This is a genomic window from Clostridium sp. (genome assembly GCF_036639235.1).
Classification (GTDB): Bacteria; Bacillota; Clostridia; order Clostridiales; family Caloramatoraceae; genus Clostridium_AB.
Genome location: NZ_JAVWJB010000002.1, coordinates 83,557 through 100,299 on the forward strand (window position 1 = coordinate 83,557; position 16,743 = coordinate 100,299).

The 16,743-nt window shown below is 33.5% G+C and carries 16 protein-coding genes; 1 reads left to right on the forward strand and 15 read right to left on the reverse strand.

Translation table 11 applies throughout. The features are described from left to right. Nucleotides 1-55: 55 nt before the first annotated feature. From RR539_RS01190 to yfmF, 15 genes are all read right to left on the reverse strand, one after another. Nucleotides 56-793 carry a DUF881 domain-containing protein gene (locus RR539_RS01190; protein WP_332472981.1) on the reverse strand — a complete coding sequence of 246 codons (738 nt, stop codon included), beginning with the start codon at nt 791-793 and terminating at the stop codon, nt 56-58. Further along, the gene (locus tag RR539_RS01195; RefSeq protein ID WP_332472980.1) at nt 783-1,166 is read right to left on the reverse strand and encodes a small basic family protein; all 384 of its coding nucleotides are present in this window, start codon (nt 1,164-1,166) and stop codon (nt 783-785) included. The genes RR539_RS01190 and RR539_RS01195 overlap by 11 nt, the downstream gene beginning before the upstream one ends. Nucleotides 1,167-1,170: 4 nt before the next feature. Further along, a complete protein-coding gene (locus tag RR539_RS01200) occupies nt 1,171-1,884 on the reverse strand; it encodes a DUF881 domain-containing protein (protein ID WP_332472826.1) in 714 nt (237 codons plus the stop codon). A 12-nt stretch (nt 1,885-1,896) separates the two neighbouring features. Beyond that, nucleotides 1,897-2,640 carry a cell division protein FtsQ/DivIB gene (locus RR539_RS01205; protein ID WP_332472825.1) on the reverse strand — a complete coding sequence of 248 codons (744 nt, stop codon included), beginning with the start codon at nt 2,638-2,640 and terminating at the stop codon, nt 1,897-1,899. 17 nt (nt 2,641-2,657) lie between these two features. Continuing rightward, the gene (murG, locus tag RR539_RS01210; RefSeq protein WP_332472824.1) at nt 2,658-3,755 is read right to left on the reverse strand and encodes an undecaprenyldiphospho-muramoylpentapeptide beta-N-acetylglucosaminyltransferase; all 1,098 of its coding nucleotides are present in this window, start codon (nt 3,753-3,755) and stop codon (nt 2,658-2,660) included. 2 nt (nt 3,756-3,757) lie between these two features. Next, a complete protein-coding gene (gene ftsW, locus RR539_RS01215) occupies nt 3,758-4,867 on the reverse strand; it encodes a putative lipid II flippase FtsW (protein WP_332472823.1) in 1,110 nt (369 codons plus the stop codon). Nucleotides 4,868-4,882: 15 nt separating this feature from the next. Then, nucleotides 4,883-5,836 carry a phospho-N-acetylmuramoyl-pentapeptide-transferase gene (mraY, locus tag RR539_RS01220; protein ID WP_332472822.1) on the reverse strand — a complete coding sequence of 318 codons (954 nt, stop codon included), beginning with the start codon at nt 5,834-5,836 and terminating at the stop codon, nt 4,883-4,885. Between the two features lies 1 nt (nt 5,837). Continuing rightward, on the reverse strand, nt 5,838-7,205 hold the full coding sequence (locus RR539_RS01225; RefSeq protein ID WP_332472821.1) for a UDP-N-acetylmuramoyl-tripeptide--D-alanyl-D-alanine ligase: 1,368 nt from the start codon (nt 7,203-7,205) through the stop codon (nt 5,838-5,840). Beyond that, on the reverse strand, nt 7,205-8,650 hold the full coding sequence (locus tag RR539_RS01230) for a UDP-N-acetylmuramoyl-L-alanyl-D-glutamate--2,6-diaminopimelate ligase (RefSeq protein WP_332472820.1): 1,446 nt from the start codon (nt 8,648-8,650) through the stop codon (nt 7,205-7,207). The genes RR539_RS01225 and RR539_RS01230 overlap by 1 nt, the downstream gene beginning before the upstream one ends. 63 nt (nt 8,651-8,713) lie before the next feature. Further along, a complete protein-coding gene (locus RR539_RS01235) occupies nt 8,714-10,888 on the reverse strand; it encodes a stage V sporulation protein D (protein ID WP_332472819.1) in 2,175 nt (724 codons plus the stop codon). Nucleotides 10,889-10,901: 13 nt separating this feature from the next. Then, the gene (locus RR539_RS01240) at nt 10,902-11,387 is read right to left on the reverse strand and encodes a hypothetical protein (RefSeq protein ID WP_332472818.1); all 486 of its coding nucleotides are present in this window, start codon (nt 11,385-11,387) and stop codon (nt 10,902-10,904) included. Nucleotides 11,388-11,414: 27 nt separating this feature from the next. Continuing rightward, a complete protein-coding gene (gene rsmH / locus RR539_RS01245; RefSeq protein ID WP_332472817.1) occupies nt 11,415-12,347 on the reverse strand; it encodes a 16S rRNA (cytosine(1402)-N(4))-methyltransferase RsmH in 933 nt (310 codons plus the stop codon). 14 nt (nt 12,348-12,361) lie between these two features. After that, nucleotides 12,362-12,793 (reverse strand): division/cell wall cluster transcriptional repressor MraZ, encoded by a 432-nt coding sequence (gene mraZ, locus RR539_RS01250; RefSeq protein ID WP_332472816.1) that lies wholly within the window; start codon nt 12,791-12,793, stop codon nt 12,362-12,364. Nucleotides 12,794-12,900: 107 nt separating this feature from the next. Next, nucleotides 12,901-14,190 (reverse strand): EF-P 5-aminopentanol modification-associated protein YfmH, encoded by a 1,290-nt coding sequence (gene yfmH, locus RR539_RS01255; RefSeq protein WP_332483334.1) that lies wholly within the window; start codon nt 14,188-14,190, stop codon nt 12,901-12,903. After that, nucleotides 14,180-15,448, reverse strand: coding sequence for an EF-P 5-aminopentanol modification-associated protein YfmF (yfmF, locus tag RR539_RS01260; protein WP_332472814.1), 1,269 nt, complete (start codon nt 15,446-15,448; stop codon nt 14,180-14,182). The genes yfmH and yfmF overlap by 11 nt, the downstream gene beginning before the upstream one ends. Before the next feature lie 156 nt (nt 15,449-15,604). Here yfmF and ychF point away from each other — a divergent pair, with 156 nt between their 5' ends. Continuing rightward, on the forward strand, nt 15,605-16,702 hold the full coding sequence (ychF, locus tag RR539_RS01265) for a redox-regulated ATPase YchF (RefSeq protein WP_332472813.1): 1,098 nt from the start codon (nt 15,605-15,607) through the stop codon (nt 16,700-16,702). Nucleotides 16,703-16,743 lie beyond the last annotated feature (41 nt).

The following is a 16,743-nucleotide window of genomic DNA, read 5'->3' on the forward strand; positions in this document are numbered from 1 at the left end:
ACACAAATATTTGATTTCCTCTTAATATACGAAAAAAAATCAAAATTTTTTATGTCTACTTATTACTTCCTTCCTTTAACTCCTTCATATACTTAATTTCTTTATTAGGCATATATGGAGGAAGGCTTTTCTCTTCAAATGCTTCCTGTTCAAGTATAAGACCACGAAGTTTAAATTTACCAAATGTATTTTCCTGTGATGCTAGGGTATACTCTATAGCACTTTGGTCTCCTATAACATCTATTTTAAAAGGGGGAACTATGTTATTTCCATCAACCATAATAGTTGGCCCTTCACAGGTTATAGTTGACTGTGCAACTACCCTATATCCATTTATAGCAATAGCCTCTGCCCCTGCATCTCTTAATTCGTTTACAGCCTCATAAAGGTCTACATTATGAACCACACTTCGATCTACCTCGAATTGTGTAGAATACTCCTCTTTTCTTTTATCGTCTAAAGTTATGGTAACTCCATCTCCTGTTACCTTAGTTGAGCCATAAAATAATCTAAGATAATTAAGTTCATCCTTAATCTCTCTTTTAACCTTATCATTGGCCTTATCCCCTGCTGACTGATACTTATTAATTTTTTCTTCTAGTTCATAATATTTCTTGTAAAGATTTCTATTTTCTGCTTTAAGTGAATTTGCTGCAATCTGCTGCTCTTTGTATTGGTTATATGTAAGAGGCCTATATGCATTGGATGAACTATTAAGCATAAGTAGCACTAAAACTATTCCTGATAATATACCAGTTAGTAATAGTAAAATCTTACCTTCATTAATTTTCATTTTCATCTCCACCTGTTGTAGCATTATCTACAGTAACAACTTCCTTTTTCTTTTGGAAAATTATTCTTCTTATATAGGCAAAGTTATTAAATAGTCTTCCTCCAAATACAAATACAGCTGCAAGATACATTGGTACATTAAGCTTATCACCAAGATAAGTTAGTGCTGCTGCAATTAGAATATTACCAAAGAAACCTGAAACAAAAATATCTGTATCAAACTTCTTTTCAAGTGCTGCCCTTACTCCTCCAAATATAGAGTCAAGTGCAGCTAGAATTGCAACAGGCATATAAGCCATAAATGCAGTTGGTATATCTATACTAAGAAAAGACCCTATTAAAATACCTATAACAAGTCCAATTAATGGTATCATATTATCACCTTCCTGTTTTTATATGCTTATATTCTACCTTGCTGCTAACTTTTAATATTTTAACATTTGGTTGAATTTCTATTTTAAAGTCACATTGACTTAGTTGCACTACCTTATCAGCAACACTTGATGGAATCTTAAAGGCCCCTTCAAGCACCTTAGGACTACCTATTGCCTTAATAACTACTGGAAGTTGAGAATCAAACTTTGAGTTATTTACCTTGATCATATTACCTGCTGCCCTTATTTGGGTGTTACCTACATAACGCTCATCATTAACAGATATAGCCTCAGCACCTGCTGCAAGTAATTCATTTACAGTATCTAAAATATCATCATCTACTATTGTAGTAGATATCTTTGTAGTTACATCTACTACAGGTGAAATTGTAATAACAACCCCCTCACCTTCAACATCTGTATGTCCTGCTAAAACCCTTAAGTTATCAAGCTCTTCCTTCATCTTTCCTGCTGTACTATTAGTACTAGCAGCAGACTTTTCGTATTCGTCTACCTTCTTTTGGTATTCTTCAACCTTAGCACTTAATTCCTTTTTTTGTTTGTTAAGTTCTTCAATTTCCTTGGTTATATTATCTCCAGTTCTTCCTGATGATAACGAATTAACATCAACATTGGTTATCCTAAACTGGAATGAAAGCATAATTCCAAGAACTAAACATACAAGACCTAGCGATAATTTTGACTTTAGTCCCTTCATCCCATATCTCCTTTAAATTTTTTTGAAAGTAGCTGACCCACTATCTAGTATTTTAATTTCACCCTTTTGGTTCTTAACCTGTGATGAATTTAATATAGATATAGCATATCCTAATTTATACTCAATATTATTTACAGAACCAATACTAATTACTGTTTCATTTTGAGTATATAATTTAATATCATATGGACTGGTCATGTCTATTTTCTTAAAAACAGTGCACTCCTTAGATGATGCAATAGCATTTGAGCATTTGTTAAATGCATTTATTTGCTCCTGCTTTTTGAATACGTTTTGATTTGGAGTGTACTTATCAACTCCAGTATTAATAAGCTCTGGAAGATTCCCGCCTGGGAACTTCGATACAACCTGCACCATTTTTCCAAACTCATCAATATTAACATATCCTTCTTTCATCTTTATTATAGCACCAATTTTCTTTTCTTTAACATCAATTACTACTGTTGATGGTAATTTTCTCGAAATATTAACATTTTCTATGTAGGGATTAGACTTAACAAGTTCACTAACCTTATCCTTATTGATTAAGAATATATTCTTATCCTTAAGATCAGATAAAACTTGAACTTCTTCTTTAGTTACAATACTCTCTCCTTTTACTTCAATATTACTTATAAGAAAGTAGCTGGACTTTAAACCAACTCCAGCTACAATTCCTAATATTATTAAAAGTAAAGATAAGTAAATAAGCACTTTTCTTTTGTTAGCTTTTTTCTTTTTCTTTTCAACTGACATATTAATCACCTAAGCTTTTATTTTAGTAATTCTTTAATAATATCGTATATTTTATCAGATGCATCAACAATTCCAATTGATTTTGATGCTCTTTTCATTTCTTTTAAACTTTCCTTATTCCCTGCAAGAGAAATAAGTTTTTTAGATAATATTCCTGAAGGTAAATCCTTCTCCGAAACTTTTATACCTGCTGATACCCTTTCAAGTGCATTTGCATTTAGTTCTTGATGGTTATTAGCAACATATGGTGAAGGTATAAGTATTGCAGGAATTGCAAGTGCTGTAACCTCTGATAATATAGTAGCCCCTGCTCTTGTAACAATAATATCACATGCAGCTAAGGCATTTTCCATCTCATAAAGGTATGGAAGAACCTTAATATTATTATTTAGATTAATTCCCTTATTCTTAATACTCTCAATAATAGCGTCGTATTGGGCTTCACCTGTAATAAATAGTAACCCCATATTTTGAGACTTAATATCTTCAATCATATTAACTACTGCTTCATTAAGATTTTTAGCTCCTCTACTTCCTCCAACAGCAAGTGCTAGGGTTATATCTTCACTAAATCCAAGTTTTTCCCTTGCCTTTTTTCTACTTGCTGAAAGAATTTGACTACGAATAGGGTTTCCTGTATATATAACCTTCTTCTCGTTAAAATACTTTCCTGACTCTTCAAATGTAATTGCAATTTTCTTTACGAACTTAGAAAGAATCTTGTTAGTCATTCCTGGAATAGCATTTTGTTCATGTATTATAGTTGGTATTCCTTTCATTGCAGCTGATAGAACAACAGGACCACATACATATCCTCCAGTTCCTATTACAATATCTGGCTTAAACCTTTTAATAATGCTACTGGCCATTGAATACCCCTTAAAAACCTTCTTAACTGATGAGAAGGTTTTTAAGGAAACTTTCTTGTTAAGTCCTTCTACCTCAATAAGTTCTATATTAAATCCCTCTTTAGGTACAAGTGTCTTCTCAAGACCATTTTTACTTCCAACAAATAATATTTCAGCATCTTTATGCTTTTCTTTAATTTTTTTAGCTATAGCAACGCCAGGATAAATATGTCCTCCTGTGCCGCCTCCTGATACTATAACTCTCACAATTATTCAACTCCATTTCTTTCGCCATAGCGGGATATACTAAGTAGTATTCCAATAGAAGCCAAAGTAAATACAAGTGAACTTCCTCCATAGCTTATAAGTGGTAATGTAACCCCTGTAACAGGCATGAATGATGATACAACTAGTAAATTAATACTTGCTTGTATTGCAATAAAGGATGTAATCCCTGTTGCAACTAATGTTCCAAACTTATCCTTGCAGTTAAGTGCTATCTTAAATCCTCTCCAAATAAGAACTGCAAATAAACTTATTACAAAGAATACGCCAATAAACCCAAGTTCTTCTCCAATAATTGCAAATATAAAGTCATTTTGTGCCTCTGGTATGTAAAGCCACTTTTGTCTTGATTGACCAAGTCCTAGTCCAAAAAAGCCTCCAGCTCCCAGTCCATAAAGTGACTGTATTGCCTGGTATCCACTTTCAAGTGGGTCTTGCCATGGATTAAGGAATGCAAAAACTCTTTTTCTTCTATAATCCGCCGACATAGCAAATGTAGCTGCAACCCCTATACCAGATAGGGCTAGTCCCATAAGCTGTCCTGGTTTAGCTCCTGCAACTATAAGCATACAGAATACTGTTGCAAATAATATAACCGCAGTACTCATATTAGGCTGAATAAGAATAAGTCCTGAGAATATTCCTGCAACAAATAGGGTTGGGAAAACCCCATATGCAAATGACTTAACTCTTTGTCCTTTTCTTGTAAGTACATCTGCAAAATAAACAATTAAAACTATTTTAGCAAGCTCTGATGGTTGAAGTGCAAAGGAATTAATTCCAATCCATCTTCTAGCACCATTTATTGGCGGAGTAAATAAAACCACCACTAGTAAAACCGATATAGTTATAATACCAATTGAAATAAGCCTTTTATTTTGAAGCTTCCGATAATCAATATTTGCAATAAATAACATTGCTATTATTCCAATTATTGACCAGACAGCTTGTCTGATTAAATGGTGATATCCTGTGCCCTTTTCCTGTAGGTCAGAAACCATACTAGCAGAGAATATCATAACTAGTCCTATGCCTAAAAGCATTAGAACTACTAAAAATAGTACGAAATCAATAGATTTTCTTTTTTCTTTCATTAAAGGCCTCCTATTTTAAAAACTAATAGCCAAGAACCCTATAAGACAACAAATTGCTGTTATTATACAAAACATTGATACTATTTTTGTTTCGTGCCACCCAATATACTCAAAGTGATGATGTATTGGGCTCATTTTAAATACTCTTTTTCCTGTAAGCTTAAATGATGTTACCTGTATTATTACTGATAGAACTTCTATAACATATACAAGTCCTACTATTAATAGAATAAATGGCATTTTAAGAAGTACAGCAAGTGCTGAAATAGCACCGCCAAGTGCAAGTGACCCAGTATCACCCATAAACACCTGTGCAGGATATGAGTTATACCTTAAGAATCCAAGTAAGGCTCCTGCTAGTGCTCCACAAAATACTGATAAATCTCCCTTTCCAAGTCCAAATGTAACAACCGCAAAGAATACTCCTATAATTAGAGTAACCCCTGATGCTAGTCCATCAAGCCCGTCGGTTAGGTTAACAGCATTTGTAGCTCCAACAATAACAAATACCATAAAAGGAATATAGAACCAACCAAGATCTATAAACTTAGAAGTAAACGGAATATGTACGTCACTTCCAATAGTCTTATATGCAAAAATAGTTAAGATTAAAGCAAATATAACCTGACCTATAAGCTTTTGGTAAGCTCGAAGTCCAAGGTTTTTCTTTCTGATAATCTTTAAGCTATCATCTAAAAGACCAATAATTCCAAACCCAAGTGTTGTTACAAGTGCTACTGTTAAAGGTCCTGTTAGCCCTCTATACACTACTATACTTGTTATTAATATTGCTATAATAAACATTACTCCACCCATTGTTGGAGTTCCTGCCTTAACCTGGTGACTTTCGGGTCCTTCTTCCCTTATACTTTGACCAAACTTAAACCTTTTAAGTGCTGGTATTACAAGCGGCCCTAGTAATAACACCATTATAAAGGCAACTACAGCCGATAATATTGTAATTTGCATTTTAGTTTCCCCTCTCTGTGTCTTTTAATATATAGTCTAAAATAGTTTCCATCTTCATACCCCTTGATGCCTTAAGAAGTAAAACGTCTTCACTTTTTAGATTATTCTTTATATAAACCTCAGCCTCTTCCTTGCTGCTAAAGTATTTAGAATCTATATAATCCTTTGCTTCTTCGTATATAAATCTTGCACTATTTCCCACTGCAATTAGCATACTTGCACTTTCCCTTGCAGCAATCCCTGTACTTCTATGTCCATTTTCACTATAATCTCCAAGTTCAAACATATCACCAAGTACAGCAATTTTTCTACTTCCCTTAAATGATTTTAAAACCTCAAGTGAGGATTTCATTGATTCAGGATTAGCATTATAACAGTCTGCTATTATTTTTATGTTATTTTCTCCTTCATATACCTTCATTCTCATTCCACATGGTAGAAATTTTTCAATTCCCCTTTTCATGTCTTCAATTTCCATTGAAAGCATATCTCCAATTGCAATTGCAACAAGTGCATTATATACGTTATATACACCCAGTGCATTTACTCTAATCGTTTCTTCCTTGCCTTTAAATAAAATCTTAAATTCTACTCCCTCTTCACCAAGATTACAAACATCATATGCATTATAATCTCCATTTGCGTTAACTGTAACCTTAATTACTTTATAATTATCACTTTCAAGATTCTTAAGATACTCATCATCTCCATTAACAATTAATGTAGACCCTTTTCTAAATCCCTTAGTGATTTCCATTTTAGCCTTAAGTATTCCTTCTTTACTTCCTAAATTCTCAATATGAGCTGTTCCAATATTAGTTATAACACCAATACTTGGACTTGCCATAAGTGAAAGCCTCTCTATTTCATGGAAGTTACTCATTCCCATTTCAACTACTGAAACTTCATGTTTACTATTTAGATTAAATAGAGTTTTTGGAAGTCCTATTTCATTATTAAAATTCTTATCTGTTTTATGAACATTAAAGCCCTCAGCTAGCATTGAAGCAATAACCTCTTTAGTAGAGGTTTTGCCAACGCTACCTGTTACGGCTATCATAGGTACATTAAATTTATTCTTGTAAAACCAGGCAATCTTCCCTAGTGCTACAAGTGTATCCTCAACTTTAATATATGGAATATCCACATCAATATCTTCGGAAACAATTGCTAGTATAGCACCTTTTTCCTTTGCAAGATTTACAAATTTATTACCATTAAAATTTTCGCCCTTTAAAGCTACAAAAACATCTCCATTAGAAATTGTTCTTGTATCTGTTGATACTTCCCTAACTACTGAGTCCTCATTAAAATTAACTACTTCTCCATTAAGAGCAGTCTTAATTTCTAAAAGGCTTAAGTTTTCCATTATTTATCCTCCTTAAGGAACTGTAATACGATTTCTTTTTCGTTAAAATCAATAGTCTTATCCTTTAGTATTTGGTATGTTTCGTGACCCTTTCCTGCAACAACAATAACATCGTCCTTTTTAGCATTGTTTATTGCATATTTTAGAGCCTCTTTTCTATCTACTATTATAACATATTCACAATTTGATTCCTTAACACCTGGAAGTATATCTTCTATAATTAAAGCTGGCTCCTCGCTACGAGGATTGTCTGATGTTACTATACAAAAATCTGCAACATCTCCCGCTGCTTTTCCCATAAGCGGTCTCTTAGTTCTGTCCCTATCTCCACCACACCCAAATAGTGCAATCAGTCTTCCTTTTGTATACTCTCTAGTTGAACTTAATATATTAATTAATCCATCTGGTGTATGTGCATAATCAATAATTATAGTAAATCCTTTATCTGAAGCTATTTTCTCACTTCTTCCTGGTACTGATAAAAGTGACTCAAGTCCAACCTTTATAGTTTCAAGTGATAATCCCATAATTAATGCTGCCCCAATACACCCTAGAGAATTGTATACGTTAAACTTCCCTGGTAGATGAAGTGAAATATGTACTACTTCTCCATTATAGTGAACATTAAATTCTGTTCCAGTGCTGCTAATTGAAATATCACTTGCGCAGAGCATAGCATCACTTGTTAATCCGTATGTTAACACCTTATCATTATATCTTTGAGCTGCCTTTTTACCGTATTCATCATCTATATTTATAACAGCCTTTTCACATTCTTCAAATAAAGCCATTTTAGCTTCAAAATAACTTTCCATATCATTATGGTAATCTAAATGATCTTGAGTTAGGTTAGTAAACACTCCAACCTTAAACTTAACACCATAAACTCTTTTAAGGTCTAGTGAATGTGATGAAACCTCCATAATACATGAATCTGATCCCCTGTTAACCATCTGTGAGAACATTTCCTGTAAATCCCTTGACTCAGGAGTCGTTCTTTTAGCCTCAACTGATTCGTTACCAATAACGTTATATATTGTTCCAACAAGTGAAGGTAGTTTACCTGCCTTTTCAAGAATAGACTTCATCATAAATGTTGAAGTTGTTTTACCGTTAGTACCAGTAAATCCTACTACATCCATTTTATCCGAACTATTTCCGTAGAAGTTACTTGAAATAATACTCATAGCTCCCCTAGTATCTTTAACCTTTACAATTGTAACATCCCCAGTTACCTCAACGTCCTTCGACACTACAACAACTGATGCTCCACTTTCTACTGCGTTATTAACAAAAGTATGTCCATCTACATTTAGCCCTATAATTGCGAAAAACAGCGAGTCCTTCTCTATATCCTTAGTACTGTAGCAAAGTTTATTAACCTCTCTATCTTTTCCAATTACTTCAGCACCTTCTAAACCTTTTAATAATTTAGTAATATTCATAAAAAATTCCTCCTAAATTGTATATAGCACAATACGGCAAATTAAAGCCATATTGTGCTAGTATTATTCTTGAAAATCCTGTAATTTTTCTAAAACTATTTTTATATTGGTTCCCTTATCTACCTCAGTGGATGGTTCAATATCCTGATGGGTTGCTATTCCATCACCTTCAAAAGATACCTTTAGACCTATTGAGTCACAAAGTTTTTGTATCTCATTCTTGTCCATTCTTTCAAAGTTTGGTACAGCTACCTTTGAATTTGAATTCTCATCTACTCCTAAATATAAGGAAATCTTAGTTCCTTGATTAACACTCATACCTGGCTTTGGACTTATATCATATACGGTTTTACCAGTTCCAATAACATTAAAGTCAAGCTTTAATTCTTGAAGCTTTTTCTTAGCATCTTCTAGTAACATTCCTCGAACGTCAGGAACTACAATTTTCTGTTTATTTTCAGGAAGAATTCCTTCATCCTGACCAATACCCATGTATCTTAGTATATCCTCAAGTAGCTTTTGAGAAGTTGGTGCAGCAGTTTGCCCACCGTAGTAAGCTACTGCTGGGTCTGGTTCGTCAATTGATAGTAACAGTACAAAGCGTGGGTTGTCAATAGGCGCAATTCCAGCAAAGGAAGATACATACTTCCCTGGGGCATACTTACCATTTTCAACCTTCTGAGCTGTTCCTGTTTTACCACCTATTCTATAACCTTCAACTCCAGCCTTTTTAGACCCTCCAGTTATAACAACCTCCTCCATCATACTACGAATGGTTTTAGCTGTTTCCTTTGATATGGCCTTCTTAGTTACCTCTGGCTTAACATCCTTTACAACTGAGGTATTACCATTTTCATCGGTATATGTTATTTGCTTTACAAAATGAGGCTTATAAACTGTACCATCATTTGCAAGGGCACCTAGTGCAGAAATAAACTGTATAGGAGTAATTGAAACCCCTTGTCCAAAGGCGATTGTGGCAGTTTCAACTGTTCCAACTTTTTCAAGAGGCATTATAATCCCTCTTTCTTCCCCTGGAAAATCTACTCCTGTTTTCTTGCCAAGGCCAAATGAATTTATATATTTATATAATTTATTTTTACCAAGTTTCTCTCCAAGTTCCATATAACCTACGTTACATGAGTTTTGAAGAATTTGTGGGAAGGTTTGAACTCCGTGTCCACCAGCCTTCCAGCACTTTCTAACACCATCTCCTACCTTCTTAGAACCTGAACATGAAAATCTATCATTCATAGTTACAGCATTCTCTTCAAGTGCAGCTGCTGATGTAAAAAGCTTAAATATAGACCCTGGCTCAAAGTTACTATTAACAATAGGTAGTTTCCACTTAGCCATAGATTCCTTAGCACTTCCCTCTACAGGATTGTTAGGATCGTAATCTGGTTTACTAGCAGCTGCTAATATCTCCCCAGTACTCGGATCAAGTACAATAGCCGATGCACCCTTTGCTTTAAACTTAACTACAGCCTCTTCAAGGGCCTTCTCTGTAAAGTGTTGAATAGTTTGATCTATTGTTAATACAACGTCATTACCATTTTTAGGTTCAATATATGTAGACATATTATATGGTAGTTCTCTATGGTATTTATCCGCTTCACCCATAAATCTACCAGGAATACCCTTTAATTCATCATTATAGTGCTGTTCAATGCCACTTCTTCCATCCCCATCTATATTTGTGTTACCAATAACCTGTGATGCAAGTGTTGTGTTTGGATAGTACCTCTTAGTATCTTCTGTAACAACTATTCCAGGGAGTTTAAGATTTCTAATAGCATTTCCCTGTTCTTTTTCTATTCTTCTTGCAATAGTAACACTTGACATTGGAAGACCATTTGGAAGTGTTTTGTTTAGCTTTCTAAGGATTTCTTCCTCACTTATCTGAATTACAGGAGAAAGTTTTTTAGCTATTTCTTCCTTAGAAATCTTTTTCTTATCAATTGCTTTCCTAATATCCTTTAGATAAGCATCTACTCTTTCTACATTTCCACTTACAGCTAGAGGTTCACCATTTCTATCGGTTATATCTCCACGCTTAGCTTCTATTTTAGTATCGTAGGTCCACTGCTCCTTAGCCCATTTTTGTAGTTGTGGAGACCACACTATTTGAACCCATGCATATCTACCTACGATAATAGTCAATACAGTAAAAATAATTAGTAGAAGAATTACTATTCTTTTTCTATTAGTTACAGATGTTTTAGCTCTAGGCTTCAACAAGCACGCCCCCTTAATAAATTAGTCCTAGTATCCTTTGCATAGTGCTTAATGCTGATTCTTTATTCGGTTTAGTTTGATTATCTCCTAGGGGATTAACACTTATAAAAAATGTGTTTTCCTTGGTAGGTTCAACCATGTTATGTATATTTATAGCATCTGCCTCAATAGCCTTTAAGTTATTCTTCTTAGCAAGTTCTACACTAATATTCTGGTTTTCTGATTGAAGTTTAGATACTACTGTTTTTTGCTCCCTTATATCCGTTGAAAGTGCAAGAATTGCTGTATATCTTCCAACGCATACAAATGAAAGAATAAAAAGAACAGCAACAATTCCTAAGACTTTTAACTTAACCTTAACCTTGTTTTTAGACTTTTTTACTCTTTTATTTTTAGGTTTTTGAAGACTTTCCTTTTCTACATTATTCTTTTTGTAGTCATAAGCAGTGCTTCCATAAACATATTCCCTTGAACTTGGATTATTGTTTTTCCTTACCAATTTATTCACCCCCGTGAGTTTTTAGAACTAAACCTTTTCTGCTACCCTAAGCTTTGCACTTCTTGATCTTGGATTAATCTCAAGCTCCTCTTCGCTTGGAGCTATTGGTTTTCTTGTTATAACCTTAACTTCTTTTTTCTTGTTACATATACACATTGGAAATGATGGTGGACATGTACAAGGATTTTCTTTTTCTCTATATGTGTTTTTTACTATTCTATCTTCAAGTGAGTGGAAGGTTATAATACATAATCTTCCCTTCTTATTAAGTACACTTAGACAGTCCTTAATAGTGTTTTCTAAAATCTCTATCTCTTTATTAACTTCAATTCTAATAGCCTGGAATGTTCTTTTTGCTGGATGTGGACCATCTCTTCTTGCTGATGCTGGTATTGCAGCCTTTATAATATCTACTAGTTCAAATGTTGTTTTAATTTCCTTTTCTTCCCTAGCCTTTACTATAAACTCAGCTATTCTTGAAGCCCATCTCTCCTCACCATATTCGGTTATTATTCTTTGGATTTCTTCTTTAGAATAGTCATTTATAATATTCATTGCAGAAAAATCATTATGTCTATTCATTCTCATGTCTAGTGGAGCATCCTGCATATAGCTAAATCCTCTTTCTGCTTCATCTAGCTGATGTGATGAAACCCCAAGGTCTAATAGTATTCCATCAACCTTATCAATGTTAAGGTCTTCTAATACCTTTTTTATGTTACAAAAATTACTGTGTACATATTCTACATTGTTGTAATCCTTTAGTCTTTCACCTGACGCTTTTAATGCGTTAGTATCCTGGTCTATACCTATTAATAGACCTTTTTCGGAAAGTCTTTTAATAATTTCTGAGGAGTGACCTGCACCGCCCATTGTTCCATCTACGTATATACCGTCACTTTTAATGTTAAGACCATCTATACATTCATTTAATAGTACTGAAACGTGTTCAAAATTCATAAATATCAACCTTTCTATAACATGCCAAGCTCACCCATTTTTTCTGCTATTTCTGCAAAATCTATATTCTGGTCATTATAATCTACCCATTTTTCTCTGCTCCAAATCTCTACTCGATTTGAAACTCCAATAGTTACAATTTCCTTATTTATGTTGCCGTACTGCATAAGATTTTGTGGCACAACAGCTCTCCCTTGTTTATCTATTTCAATTTCAGTTGCTCCTGAAAAGAAAAATCTAACAAATACCCTTGCATCTTTACTTGTAAGTGGAAGCTTTTTAAGCTTTTCTTCGAGTATCATCCATTCAGATGATGGGTAGGCATAAATACATCCGTCTAGACCCTTAGTCATAACAAAGGGACTTCCTAGCTCCTCACGAAGCTTAGATGGGATAATTATTCTGTTTTTTGCATCAAGGGCATGTTGATATTCCCCAATAAACATATTACTCCCCTACCTTACCTTTTTACTCCACTTATAACCACTTATAACCACTTAATATATATTCTATAATAAAAATTATAATCCTACCATACTAATTATTAAATTTTTCAGTTTTTATTCACCTTTTTATCCCCTATTGGTACTATCTTCGACAAAATCATACATTCTTCTCCAAAACCATCTTTTAAAGCGTAAAATACATCTTCAATTTCTATGGATTTTGCTATGTCTGTTATCTCCAAAAAGCACCCTCCCTTGTTCCTTGCAGTTATAATATTATTTAAAAGGGAGAAGCTATCATCAAATATTCTAGTATAGCTTCCTAGCATCATTTTCTTAACTGAATTAAACTCTTCAACTTCAATTCCATTATTAATGAAGGAACTCACCTCATTTAAGAAAGCATCTCTAACATACTCAGGGCTTTTTGAAATTCCCCCAATAACATTAAATCCAAACTTACTATGGAGATTAACTCCATATCCAAAACTTTGGTCTATATATCCTTCGCTATAAAGCCTTTCATAAAGTGATGACATGTTTCCACTTAAATATTCCATTAACATATTAAAGGTAGCATCTTTTTTAAGAATTTCCCTTCCCTTTAATAATGAAGTGTTTTGTTTAAATCCTAAAAGGAAATTAGTATCAACTACCTCCATATGCTCATCAATTAGAGAATCGCGAACTCTATTTTGCTCACTTGGGTAAATTTTAAAGGTTTTACCTCCACTTTTAAATTTGTCTATTGAATCTATAAATTCAAATAATTCATTCTCATCTATTTGTCCTACAACAAATAATTCCATGTTAGAACTTGTGTAGAAAGTTTCAAAGCACTTAATCAGCATTTCATAGGTGATTTCATTTATATCTGATACTTCACCTGCAACATCATACCTAACAGGATTCTTATGGTACATTCCCTTAAGCATATTGTCATAAACCTTAGCAAAAGGGTTATCCTTATACATGTTTATTTCCTGGGTTATAATTCCCTTTTCTTTTTCTGTGTTTTCCTTTGTAATATAAGGACTTTGAAGACAGTTAAAGAAAAGTCTTATATTATCCTCTATCCTATCTGTACATGAAAAATAATACACAGTTGCCGTAGCATTAGTGTAGGCATTTATACTTCCACTTTGCTTTGAGAATCTTTCAAATGTATCCTTATTTTTAGATTCAAACATCTTGTGTTCTAAAAAATGGGCAATCCCCCTTGGGGTTTTAACAAACTCATTTCCATTTGAAATAAACTCAGTATCAACTCCTCCATAATTTACAAGCATAGCCATATGAAATGATGATGCATTTTCCCTTTTTATAAAGGAGACCTTTAAACCACTAGGAGTTGTATGTTGAAAGTACTTTTCTATATTGCTTTTTTTAATTTTCATTATTAACCCTCCCTAGGAAATAAATAGTATCTTCACTTAATGTATTAGCAGCTTTTATAACCTGATCCCTTGTAACAGTTGTTATTCTTTCACATAGATCATCTAATGTATAGTCTGATGAGTATATATTTAAACCCTGTATATATCCTATATACGTATATTTGTTATCCTTAATTCCTTTAAGTGAGTGTTTAGTAGCACTTTTCGCTGTTTCAAGCTCTTCATCTGTAAATTCTCCATTTTTAATGGATGATAAAATTTCCTTAATTCGTGAAACTGCAATATCTTTACTAGATGGGTCTATTCCACATGCAACAAACATCATGCCCTTATGTTTTTCAACTGTACTATATATTGTGTAGCATAGACTTTCCCTTTCACGTAAAGCCGTAAAAAGCTTCGCCTCAGGCCCTCCTCCAAACAGTCTATTAACAACACTTAATGCTGGAAACTCTAAACTATTTATATCTATATCCGTTCTAAAGCCAATTACAAGCTTTCCTTGATTTGTATCTATATTCTCAACAAATTCTTTTTCTTCATCTATAATCTTTTTATCAATTGATATACTAATCTTCTGTACATCATTAAAATCAAATCTGCTTTTTAATTTAGGTAGAAATTCTTCCCTATTAACATTTCCCATAACATAAATATTCAGTGGCATATTATTTATTATTTCTTTATATCGTTTATAGCACCCCTCGTTAGTTAGGGATTCAATAGACTCCTCATCACCAAGCTTATCTATTGAATATGCCTCGTTACTACACATTACCTGAATAGCTCTGTCAAAGGCATAACTTTCCTTATCATTTATCTTTCCCTTAAATGCAGATAGTAAATTTCTCTTTTCTTCCTCAAAGTATGTATCATTAAATCCATTTTCACCTCTTAAGGGATTATTGATTATACTATGTAAGAACTCAAGTATTTCATCTTCATAATTACCATCAACACATTCAAGACTCGGATTAATGTAGTTTAGATGTAGGGATACTGTATAAATCTCCCCCTTAAGATTAATATCACTGCCAACAATAGATCCATAGTTAGAATTTAAAAATCTTGATATCTCCCTTGAGGTTTTGTATTTTTCACATCCTCTTAAAAGGATACTAGATACTAATGCATTTTTTGATGCATTCTTGTCTAATGGCATATAATACATAAACCATATGATTATTGACTTCATTGATTTATTTTCAAGAAAGTATATATTTTTGCCCTTTGATAGTTCCTCGCTATAACAGTTCATAAAAACCTCCAATTAATAAACATTTATATATTAACTTTCCCCTTAAAAATCCTTTGTATTCCTTATTATTTAACATATGCAAATTTCTTAATGCTTGAAGGATACATAACTATGGTTTATAATTTATAGGATGATTACTTGAAAGGAAGATTATAGATGAAACTAGGTATAGTTGGTTTACCAAACGTAGGTAAAAGTACACTTTTTAATGCAATAACTCAAGCTGGAGCTGAGTCAGCTAACTACCCATTCTGTACAATAGAGCCAAACATAGGTGTTGTTAGTGTTCCAGATGATAGACTAGAAAAACTTGCAAACGTATATTCTTCACAGAAGATTCTACCTGCTGCTATAGAATTTTATGATATAGCAGGACTTGTTAGAGGCGCTAGTAAGGGAGAAGGACTTGGAAATAAATTCCTTGCTCATATTAGAGAAGTTGAATCAATAGTTCACGTTGTTAGATGTTTTGACGACGGTAATATAGTTCACGTAGATGGTTCAGTAGATCCTATTCGTGATATTGAAACTATTAACTTAGAACTTATATTCTCAGATATTGATGCTATTGATAAGAAGATAGACAGAAACAAGAAGCTTGCAAAAAGCGGAGATAAAAATGCTGTTAAGGAAACTGCATTCTGTGAAAAGCTTAAGGCTCATCTTGAAAGCGAAAAGCCTGCAAGAACTCTTGATATGACAGATGATGAAAAGGAAATGATTAAGCATCTATTCCTTTTAACATCAAAACCTGTATTATATGCAGCTAACCTATCAGAGGACGATTTAATTAACGGTTATGGAGAGAACCCATATCTTAACAAGGTAATCGAATATGCTGCATCAGAAGGATCTGAAGTTATTCCTATATGTGCAAGGGTTGAAGAAGAAATATCAACACTTGAGGACGATGAGAAGGCTGAATTCCTTGCTGATTACGGATTAAGCGAGCCTGGTCTACATAGACTTATTAAGGCAAGCTACAAGCTACTAGGACTTATTAGTTACCTAACTGCAGGACCTAAGGAAACTAGAGCTTGGACTATTAAGGCTGGAACTAAGGCACCTGCTGCTGCTGGTAAAATCCACTCAGATATCGAAAGAGGATTTATCAGAGCTGAAGTTGTTGCTTTTGATGACTTATTTGCTGCTGGTTCTGAAGCTGCTGCTAAGGAAAAAGGGCTTATTAGACTTGAAGGTAAAGAGTATATTATGAAAGACGGCGACGTTGTAGAATTTAGATTCAACGTTTAATAGAAAATGGGAACCTAAGATGATCTTAGATTCCCATTTTT